Genomic DNA, 10647 nt, shown 5'->3' with positions numbered 1-10647 from the left:
TCCAAGTTAAGCGGCTCGCGCTCCGTCTTCTCTTCGAGACGCTACGCGAACGACACGCCTCGCTTCGCTCGTCTACGGCTTTGTCTTGTCGCAATTGTATGGGCGGGACACCCGCCCACATTGCGCCGCTGCCGAGGGTTTAGCGACCCAAATCACGCGGAGGTTCCCTCCGCATGTGTTTGGGTCAAGACAGCGAGACAAGACAGCGCGTCAAGACAAGACAACACACCCTACAATAGTCTGATAAATTAAATAGGATTTAGGATTTCTGGATCTGTCGATCGCGACACAGTTGCACGATCGTAATCTGTTCTCACCGCCTCATGACGAAGATTGTCAAGCAGCCCTATGATGAGGGTGCAATTCACTCTCAGCCTTGTATGACGTCCGATCCAATGAGTGTCCAACGGTGGGTGTTACTAGCGACAATTCTCGGCTCCAGCATGGCCTCGATCGATAGCACGATCGTCAATGTGGCTTTGCCCACGCTGCAAACGGAACTCAGTGCAACGGCTACGGATGTGCAGTGGGTCGTCGAGTCCTACGCCCTGTTTGTTGCGGCCTTAATTCTCGTCGGCGGTGCCTTGGGCGACCTCTTTGGGCGGCGACGCATTTTTACCATCGGCGTGACTTTATTTACCCTGGCATCAGTCTGGTGTGGCTTATCGCCCACTGTCTGGCAACTGATTTGGGCGCGATCGCTCCAAGGTATCGGCGGTGCCTTGCTCATCCCTGGCAGTTTGGCAATTATCGGGGCGACATTCCCTCCAGAGCGACGCGGGAGTGCGATCGGGATTTGGTCGGGCTTTACGGCAATAACCTCCGCGATCGGGCCGGTGTTAGGCGGCTGGATCGTCGAACGGGCCTCTTGGCACTGGCTATTTTTTATCAATGTGCCGTTGGCGGCGATCGTCCTGGGTGCGAGCCTGTGGCAAGTACCCGAAAGCCGCGATCCAGAGGCATCGTCACGATTAGATTGGCTGGGAGCAGTATTGGCGGTAGTCGGTTTGGGTGGGATCGTTTACGGACTAATTGAATCATCCAGTCGGGGCTTTGGGGCTATCCGCGTCTGGAGTGCGCTGGCGATCGGGACGATCTGTGTGGGTCTATTTATCCGCGTCGAATCGCAGCTAGCCGCACCGATGGTACCGCTCAAACTGTTTGCTTCACGTACCTTTAGCGGTACCAATCTGCTCACTTTCTTACTCTATGCCGCGCTGGGAGGTGCCTTATTTTTCCTGCCCTTCAATTTGATTCAAGTGCAGCATTACGCGCCTACCGCAGCGGGTGCCGCCCTAGTCCCGTTTCCGATCTTGATGTTTTTGTTGTCGCGGTGGTCGGGTGGTTTAGTCGATCGGGTTGGTGCGCGCCTGCCGCTAATTATCGGCCCGACGATCGCCGCTTTCGGACTGGGTTTGATGACTGTACCCAGCAGCGGTGGCAGTTATTGGACGACATTTTTCCCCGCCGTCCTCGTGCTGGGACTGGGGATGGCGATGACCGTCGCACCGCTGACGACGACAGTGATGGGGGCGGTACCGATCCGCTATACGGGTGCGGCTTCGGGAATTAATAATGCCGTGGCACGGGTGGCGGGATTGCTGGCGATCGCCGTGTTTGGTATCGTCCTGACTAATGTCTTTAATGCTAGTTTAGACCGCAGCCTCGTCTCCCTCGATTTGCCCCTACCCGCCCGCCAGTTTCTCGATAACCAGCGCATCAATTTGGCAGCAGCCAAACTGCCACCTGGCTTGAGTGACAGCACCAGCACAGCTTTGCGATCGGCGATCGCGTTAGCATTTGTAGCTGGTTTTCGCTGGGTGATGTGGCTGGCAGCGGGATTGGCGATCGCTAGTGCCGCGATCTCGGCTCTGTTTCTAGACGATCGATCGCAGCGGCATTAGTTATGATGTTACGGCTAGCGCATCACTCCTAACTCTCTATGTATCGCGAACAGTTATTATTTGTTTGTAGTCGCAATCAATGGCGCAGTCCGACTGCTGCCGCTTTGTTTGCCGATCGCGATCGATACGTAGCCAAATCCGCTGGGACATCAGACAGCGCGCGGATTAAAATTACCCCTGGGCTAATTAATTGGGCCGATCGCATTTTTGTGATGGAAAAACGTCACGCGGCGATCCTTAAACGCAATTATCCTGACTTAATTACGGATAAATCGATCGTGGTTTTACATATTAGCGATGACTATCAATACATGGATCCCGAATTAATCGAAATTTTGGAATCCCGTCTTGCGGAGTATTTAGGCTGAGTAACTTGTGGTTGTGTCAATGGGGAATCGAGGACTCCTAGCTTCGTTCCAGCACCGCCCTCAAATGAATTTGGGGCTAATAGCGAAAGTTCTCTGAAGAGAACTACTAAATTAATTAGTTCGTTGAAACGAACTTCTGCTATTAGCCCGTTGGCGTAGCCTCTCGGAACGAGACACTTCTAGTTCAGGGCGGTGCTCGATCGGAGCAAATCAATTTTACTTAACCCGAACTCACATTATTGAAATTGAGCATCAATCCGAAGTTATCGCTTCGGATAAGATTGTCCGTGGGCATTTGCCCACCCTACGACTTAGAATTGACGATAATCGATCGCGGCTCGTAATGATGTTTGATTTAGTTAGTCCGAGTGACTGGTACTCTCGATCGCATCCTTAAGCGCGTAAACTACGCGTTGCTGTTCCTCAAAAGTGATTTCGGGGAACATCGGCAACGATAAGACCTCATGACTGACGCGTTCGGTGTGGGGGAAGCTGCCAGCGGGATAACCGAGATCCTGATAGACGGCTTGTAAATGTAGGGGGAGGGGATAGTAGATCATCGAGATTACGCCTGCGGATTGGAGGCTGGCGCGGACTTTATCGCGACGAGCGGCAGGATCTGCTCCGGGCTGTGCGATGACTCGGATCGTGTACTGATTCCAGGCGGATTCACCACCGGGCGTGGCTTGTGGCGTAATAATATCGGGAATATTGGCGAGTAATTCGTGGTAGCGAGTGGCAACGGCGGCGCGGTGCTGGTTCCAACTATCGAGATGCTGGAGTTTGACTTGCAATACTGCCGCTTGAATGGCATCGAGCCGACTATTGACGCCGATCGCTTCGTGATAATATCGCTGACGGCTGCCATGCTCGCGGTACATCCGCAGATCGTCAGCGAGTGCGGGATCGTTGAGGGTAATTGCGCCGCCATCGCCACAAGCACCGAGATTTTTGGTGGGGAAGAAACTAAAACAGCCGAAGTGGCCGATACTGCCGACAAGCTTACCGTTCCATGTGGCACCTGTGGCTTGGGCGCAGTCTTCGATGACGATTAAGTTATGCTGCTTGGCGATCGCCATCAGCTTGCTCATATCGATCGGATTGCCAAATAAATGTACGGGCATAATTGCCTTAGTACGCGGTGTAATGGCTGCTGCCAAGAGATCGAGATCGAGATTGAAAGTCGCCAGATCGATATCGACAAAGACGGGTTTGGCACCCACGGCACTAATCGTTTCTGCTGTGGCGATAAAAGTAAAGGGCGTGGTGATTACTTCATCCCCTGGGCCGATTTTCATCGCTCTGAGTGCTAGGTACAGCGCATCTGTCCCAGAGTTGCAACCGACACATGCTTGCGTGCCGACATAGGTGGCAAATTGCTGCTCGAAGTTTTGGACGGTCGCGCCGCCAATATAAGCACCTGAGGCTAAAACTTCCAATACCGCTGCACTGACATCGGCACCGATCGCTTGATACTGCCGTTTGAGGTCCAGAGGGGGGATGTTACTCACAACGTTAATCACCGTGAATTTTCAATTAATTTGGCTCGGAATAGTCCACCGCTTTCGATCGCGATCGACTCAATCGACCCAATTTACCACTAACTGGCGATCGAAGTATAATTTCGCCTGCCAGTTAAGCTCATTGAGTGCGATCTTCTTTGTGGAGACGCCAATCGATCGGTTGACGTTCCATCGAGTGAGGAATTTTTAGCGCGAGCAGTCAGATCTAATTTAGCGATGCTAGGTGTTTGCGAGCGATACAGGCGATCGATTGGGGCGGGGGCGGGGCATTTTCCCTAGCGAGTAGTTGGATCGATCGATCTTTGAAACCCAATCTACCAGGGTCGCCACAAAATAACTCAGCCCCAACATTATGATGGTGCGGATACAGTTCGACCGAAAAACCTAACGGTTCTAAAGTATCGAGATACAGTGCTGGTGTCACCCCATCGCCCGGTTTGGAATTGTGAATTTCGGTAGCCTGTCGCCAAGCTTGTTCGTAGGGAGTTTTGTAAACTGCGGCTCGCCCAGGCAACCAATACAGCGGAAATCGCTCTCTAGCCTTGGTGACTAACCATGCTAGCCCGCGATACGAGACGGTATTGACCAATGGATCTTCATCGGTAATTAACAAGCCGCCAGGACGCACTAGCCGAGCGGCTTCTGCTAGTACCCTCGCCATATCATCGCAATGATGTAAGACGGCATTGAGCGTGACGATATCCGCACACCCATCGCGCAGCGGTAGATCGTGCGCATCGGCGAGTAACGGCGTATAACCGAGCTGCTGCGCGTGTACTAATGCTCCATGACTGATATCGATCCCCAAGAGCGATCGGGGCGTACCACCGACTGCGGCATAGAGATTCCCAGGGCCGCAACCGACATCGATAACAATTTTGCCATCCCAATTACCGTTCGCGCAGCGTCGGCCCTGCCGAATCGCGGCTTGCCACCGTCGCCCGAATGCCGCACTACTATTTTCTAGCTGGAAATATTTCAACCCAAATTCGGGATCGCCGAAGAAGCTGGCATTTGCTAGCATCCCGGGACTCCAACCCGCGATCGGACTGGCGGGAATAGCTGGCAATGGGCAGTTCCCCATTGTTGCCTGTAGTTCGGGCGGCAATACTCGATCGGCAGTATCGATGCGCGCATCAGGTGCCAGATATTCAGAGAGCATCGAGCGGGGTGCAGTGGTTGATTCGAGCATATTCCGACTCAATTGGATCTGCTTTCGATCGCAGTCTTTAGTAAAATTTACAGAACTTGGTAGCTACTTAGATTTAAGTGACTGATGCTCGAACATAACCTCTGAAAAACGATCCTGAAAACTGAAAGGAAGATGCGGTATTGGGGGTTTTGAGGAGCGATCGAGTATCGTATCTTTGTATTTAATCATACTCTAAAAAAATAATGTTATCTTGTCACTGCTCGATCGAGACTGAAAATCCGATTGTCCACCGAGCAAGTTTTCAGCTAATTAGCTGAATCCGCTTGACAATCGAATCTACCATTGCCCCACCAGTCACTAATCCAAGGCCAGCAGGATGCGCTCTAAAACCGGTCTGTAGATTCTTTCTTTACCAGGATCTCTCGTCACTAAGCAATTTGGCATGTTAGTTAACATACCAGTAGATCTAGACCGCAGCGATCTTGTAAAATCGCTCTGCGCTACCGACTAAATCGATCGATAAAATTGCCTGCGAGTGCGCGATATTGCGTGCGGTTTTGGCGATCTTTGCCGTTCCCTGAAAGATCGAGTAATGGAAATATCAAACTCGGCCACCATGATGAGTGGATGGATCGCCACAAATATCATCTGGCGAACATTAATAAATTGAGATAAATTACCGATTCTATCCAAACATTTGAGCTACTGTTACCCATGTCTAGATAGATTTGATACAGGTTTAAGAGCCGACCGCCCAATTTGCCCCGTGCAGATGTCCCATAAATCTGAGCTATTATTGAGCGAAGTAGATCTAGATGTAGAGAAAAAGCGGTGCTGGACATTAGACAGATTCGAGAACAGCCAGAATTAGTCCAAACAAAACTCGATCTCCGAGCGGGTACTTACGATCTCCAACCAATTCTCGCGCTCGATCGCCAACAGCGCGAACTCGAACTGAATCGCAGTCAATTGCAAGCGCGCAGTAATGAAATTGGTAAACTCGTCGGCGAGAAAATGCGCGCGGGCAATCCCGATGCTGCCGAAATTCAAACCCTTAAAGACGAAGGCAATACTGTCAAAGCCCAGCTCGCCGAACTCGAACCCGCCGAACGCGAACTCAAAGCCCAGATTCAGACGTTAATTCTACAACTACCCAACCTCCCCAGCGACACTACTCCGATCGGTCGAACCGAGGCTGAAAATGTCGAGCTGCGGAAGTGGGGCGATGAATATATCCCCACTAATCCCCAAATTTTGCCCCACTGGGAAATTGGCGAAAAGTTAGGGATCTTAAATTTTGAGAGTAGTGCCAAACTCGCCCAGAGCCGCTTTGTCACGCTGATTGGTGCGGGTGCGGCTCTCGAACGTGCCTTGATCAGCTTCATGCTCGATCGTCAGATTGCGGCTGGCTATACGGAAGTCAGTCCGCCGCTGCTCGTCAATAGTGCCTCGATGACGGCTACCGGACAACTGCCCAAATTTGCCGAAGATGGCTTCAAATGTGCCGATGACGATCTGTGGTTGATTCCCACCGCCGAAGTCCCCGTTACCAATCTCTATCGCGAACAGATCCTCACTAGCGATCGACTCCCAATTTACCACTGTGCCTATACTCCTTGCTTTCGCCGCGAAGCAGGCAGCGCGGGACGCGATACGCGCGGCTTGATCCGACTCCACCAGTTCAACAAAGTCGAGCTAGTCAAATTCGTCCATCCCGACACCTCCGCACAGGAGCACGAAGCTCTCGTGCGCGATGTTGAAGCCATCCTCCAAGCCCTCAAACTCCCCTATCGAGTTTTGGCACTGTGTACTGGCGATATCGGCTTTAGCGCGGCTAAATGCTATGACTTAGAAGTCTGGCTGCCTTCGGCTGGTAAATATCGGGAAATCTCTAGTTGTTCCAACTTCCTCGATTTCCAATCGCGACGTGGCGATCTTCGGTTCAAAGAAACTGGCAAAAAAGGCACGCAATTCGTCCATACTCTCAATGGTTCGGGACTAGCGATCGGGAGAACGATGGCGGCTATTCTAGAAAATTATCAGCAACCCGACGGCTCGATCGCGATTCCAGAAGTATTGCAAGCTTATCTCGGTCGAGCGGTATTGTAAAAAGATCGCGCCGATCGCGATTGGTGAATTGGCAAAATGGGCATACTAATCTCAATGCCCATCAGTCGCTATATTCGCCCGATCGTGATGAATTTAGAATACTATCAAATGTTAAACGTCGAGCCTGGAGTTTCGATCGAGGAAATCGATGCGGCTTTTGGCAAGCAGCGGATGGCACTAGTTAAAGAGGGGAGAAAAAGCGAAATCGCCCTCCTGACTGCCGCTTATCACCAGTGCCGAGATGAGACATTAGAACGCGATGCGGCGGTTATTACTGCGACAGAAATCGATCTACCTAGCCAGCAAATTAGCGAAACGCTCGATCGATTATTACGATCGCACCAAATCGCAGCAACAACCAAAATCGTCGATCGAGAGCTACAAGTCAAATTAAAAAGTCGATCTGGTGCTATTAAACCACAGATTGCCAAGCAAATTATCCAATGTTTGCAAGTTTTAGATCCGGTTGGAATTAAAACCGTTGTCATCTATGAACTGCGTGGTAAAAGCATCGGCTGGAAACAAAAATTTCAGCTCGATGAAAAGATTAAAGATGCCGATACCGATCCCTATTCATTCGATAATCGCTACATCAATCGCGCTGCCTTGCCGATCGCCTTTGCGATCGCCATTTTGGCACAAATATTAGTTTTCCCCAGATTCTTGCTCATCGGCATCCAGATTTGGATTCATGAATTCGGACATGCAACCGTCGCTTGGCTAGCCGGACATGCGGCGACACCGTTACCTTTTGGCTGGACGAATATTAGCGAAGATCGATCGCCGATCGTCTATATTTGCGTCTTGTTATTAATGTTAATCTTATTCCGATCGGGCTGGCGCGAGCAAAAAAAATCGGCGATGGTAATGGCTGTAGTTATCGCGATCGTTCAGTTTTATATGACTTGGCTGATGCCAGAGCACACTTACGATACATTAATTTCCTTTGGTGGCGTAGGTGGCGAATTTTATCTGAGTACTTTACTCATAGTGTGCTTTTATTTCCCTTTGCCCGACAAATTCCGCTGGGATTTTTGGCGATATCTGTTCTTATTATTTGCAACATATACCTTCACTGCGAGTTTTAGCATGTGGCACAATATTAAAACTGGAGCCGCCGAAATTCCGTGGGGGACAATGTTAGGCGGACAAGGCGATGCTGGTGGCGATATGAATAATCTTAGTTCGATGGGGTGGAGCGATGCCCAGATCGTCAATACTTATAGTCAATTAGGGAATGTCTGCTTGTTTGTATCGATCGGGTTTTATATATTTTTCTTGCTCAAGTCACTCCCAAATCGCAGTTGGCGACAACTGAGTAAGTGATTCAGCCGCACCATTATTTTATCTATCAAATACTAAATCGGCTCAGTTTGTTCGAGTATTTTAATGAATTCACCTGTTGCATGGTGTTCTTTTTGATTTTCCACATAAGCGATCGCCCAGGCTAATCTTTGTTCGCCCAAGGAAAACACGGCATATTCATGTTGCCAAGCAAATTTGTAATTATCATTTGCCAACTCTTGATTTAAATAACGTGCGCTGCTACCTTTGATTTGTTTAGCAAAATTAGATATCGATAATTTGGGCGGAATGGAAACAATTAGATGGATATGGTCTTCAATTCCCCCGATTGCATGTAATTGGCATTCTAGAAAATCTACTTTTCCTTTGATATGTGGATACAATATTTGTTCGTGGGCTGGACTGATTAACGGTTGTCGATCGTGTGTTGCCCAAACTAGATGATAAAATAGTCTCCAAAGTGGCATAATATTGGCGTTTTTTGTTAATATGCCCTGGATTGGATGGGCTGTTAACACATGCGATCGAATTTGCGATTCTAGCGTAGGTAATCTTCCTTGTAGCTCTTAGAATTTAGTCATCGGTTGAAGCCCTCAAATGAATTTGGGGCTAAGAGCGTAAGTTCGTTGGCACGAACTAAAGATCTCTCCGGCAGTTATCTTCAGATAACTTTGGCTATGAGCGCGAAATTCCATTTCAGCGCGGATGTGGATCGCACCAATGATCTAAATTCGATCGAATCTAAATCGATTGCCATTCTCTAAACCTGGAATTTAGTCCTCATTGGAAGCCCTCAAATGAATTTGGGGCTAAGAGCATAAGTTCGTTGGCACGAACGAAAGATCTCTCCGGCAGTTATCTTCAGATAACTTTGGCTATGAGCGCGAAATTCCATTTCAGCGCGGATGTGGATCGCACCAATCACCCACACCCGATCGGATCTAAGTCGATCGACAAAACCAAAACAAATTATCATTATCCAAATTGAATTTAAATCGATAAAAATCATCCAAGATCTGTAGGGGCGGGTTTATGCTATCCATATCGATCGTACTAAATATTCCATTCAAACCCGCCCTCCCCGACAAATAACGAATTGCATGTTATCACCCATGCATCCCGATGAACAATCTGTGAATGCTAGTGGGGATGGGCGGGTTTGTTTGAGATTTCTAGAATCGATCGATGGTTATTTGCATAAACCCGCCCCTACAGATCCATAACGGTATTTAAATATCAATAGTTCTGGATTTCATGGAAATAAAAGAATTATAAATGCAGCAATTAGCTTGATTATAGAGATAAAAGCAAAAGCTGTTTTAGACATGTCAAGTTTGTCTTGGTATTACTTCGCATCCATCCAATTTGCCCCACTGCCAATCTCCGCCACCATCGGCACACTCAGATCGATCGCCCCCTCCATCGTCGCCTTAATCTTCGGCTGCAACTCCGCCCACTCATCCTGGGGAATTTCTAACACCAATTCATCATGAACTTGCAACAACATCTTCGCTTGATATTGCGCCAATAACTTATCGATGTGGATCATCGCTAACTTAATAATATCTGCACTCGAACCCTGAATCGGTGCATTCGCCGCAGCGCGTAAATGTCCCGCATCTACTTGTCCGAGATTACCGATATTATCCAGATCGATCGAGTTAGAATCGCTACCTTTTAAGCCGCGCAATTTACCACTTTCAAATCGGAAATACCGCCGCCGTCCGCAAACAGTTTCCACATATCCGAGGGCGATCGCTTCCCGTTTTACCCGCTCTAAGTAGTCAAAAATGCCTGGATAGCGATCGTAAAACTTATCGATGAAGATTTTGGCTTCGCTGGCTTTGATGCCCGTTTCTCGCCCAAATCTTGCCGCACCCATGCCATAAACTACGCCGAAGTTGATGATCTTACCCATGCGGCGTTGTTCGCTGGTGACGGTATCGCTTTCAAACAATAGTTTGGCGGTGACGGTATGAATGTCTTCGTTTTGGTTGTAAGCAGTTATTAAAACGGGTTCTTGACTAAGGTGGGCAAGAATGCGGAGTTCGATTTGGGAGTAATCAACTGCGGCGAGTATCCAACCTGGAGCGGGAATAAATGCGCGTCGAATTTGGCGACTAAATTCAGTACGAATGGGGATATTTTGGAGGTTGGGATTGGATGATGATAGTCGCCCCGTGACGGTAACGGCTTGATTGAAATCGGTGTGAACTCTGCCTGTTTTGGGGTGTATTAGAGCGGGTAGCGCATCGACGTAGGTAGATTTAAGTTTGGAGAAAGTG

9 protein-coding genes are annotated in these 10647 nt (G+C 49.1%); 5 read left to right on the top strand and 4 right to left on the bottom strand.

The window, feature by feature from the left end:
• Positions 1 to 323: 323 nt before the first annotated feature.
• Both RMO84_RS17325 and RMO84_RS17320 read left to right on the top strand, forming a co-directional pair.
• On the top strand, positions 324 to 1904 hold the full coding sequence (locus RMO84_RS17325; RefSeq protein ID WP_310489682.1) for an MFS transporter: 1581 nt from the start codon (positions 324 to 326) through the stop codon (positions 1902 to 1904).
• Between the two features lie 38 nt (positions 1905 to 1942).
• On the top strand, positions 1943 to 2272 hold the full coding sequence (locus RMO84_RS17320; protein ID WP_310489681.1) for a protein tyrosine phosphatase: 330 nt from the start codon (positions 1943 to 1945) through the stop codon (positions 2270 to 2272).
• Between the two features lie 359 nt (positions 2273 to 2631).
• On the opposite strand, the gene RMO84_RS17315 is transcribed toward RMO84_RS17320, so the two are convergent.
• Both RMO84_RS17315 and RMO84_RS17310 read right to left on the bottom strand, forming a co-directional pair.
• The gene (locus tag RMO84_RS17315) at positions 2632 to 3783 is read right to left on the bottom strand and encodes a DegT/DnrJ/EryC1/StrS family aminotransferase (protein ID WP_310489680.1); all 1152 of its coding nucleotides are present in this window, start codon (positions 3781 to 3783) and stop codon (positions 2632 to 2634) included.
• 217 nt (positions 3784 to 4000) lie between these two features.
• A complete protein-coding gene (locus tag RMO84_RS17310) occupies positions 4001 to 4987 on the bottom strand; it encodes a class I SAM-dependent methyltransferase (protein WP_310489679.1) in 987 nt (328 codons plus the stop codon).
• A 486-nt stretch (positions 4988 to 5473) separates the two neighbouring features.
• Between RMO84_RS17310 and RMO84_RS17305 the strand changes: the two genes are divergently transcribed.
• The 3 genes from RMO84_RS17305 to RMO84_RS17295 all read left to right on the top strand — a co-directional run bounded on the left by RMO84_RS17305 (position 5474) and on the right by RMO84_RS17295 (position 8383).
• The gene (locus RMO84_RS17305) at positions 5474 to 5623 is read left to right on the top strand and encodes a hypothetical protein (RefSeq protein ID WP_310489678.1); all 150 of its coding nucleotides are present in this window, start codon (positions 5474 to 5476) and stop codon (positions 5621 to 5623) included.
• A 156-nt stretch (positions 5624 to 5779) separates the two neighbouring features.
• Complete coding sequence (serS, locus tag RMO84_RS17300) at positions 5780 to 7057, top strand: serine--tRNA ligase (RefSeq protein WP_310489677.1); 1278 nt, start codon at positions 5780 to 5782, stop codon at positions 7055 to 7057.
• Positions 7058 to 7111: 54 nt separating this feature from the next.
• Positions 7112 to 8383: a hypothetical protein gene (locus RMO84_RS17295; RefSeq protein ID WP_310489676.1), complete on the top strand. Its 1272-nt coding sequence runs from the start codon at positions 7112 to 7114 to the stop codon at positions 8381 to 8383.
• A gap of 32 nt (positions 8384 to 8415) precedes the next feature.
• On the opposite strand, the gene tnpA is transcribed toward RMO84_RS17295, so the two are convergent.
• Positions 8416 to 8829: an IS200/IS605 family transposase gene (gene tnpA / locus RMO84_RS17290; RefSeq protein WP_310489675.1), complete on the bottom strand. Its 414-nt coding sequence runs from the start codon at positions 8827 to 8829 to the stop codon at positions 8416 to 8418.
• Positions 8830 to 9707: 878 nt separating this feature from the next.
• Positions 9708 to 10647 (bottom strand): DNA polymerase (locus RMO84_RS17285; RefSeq protein WP_310489674.1); only part of this gene is annotated, 940 nt, incomplete at its 5' end.

The sequence above is a fragment of the Chamaesiphon sp. VAR_69_metabat_338 genome (assembly GCF_031423935.1).
GTDB lineage: Bacteria > Cyanobacteriota > Cyanobacteriia > Cyanobacteriales > Chamaesiphonaceae > Chamaesiphon.
This window is presented reverse-complemented; position numbering and strand designations above follow the sequence as displayed.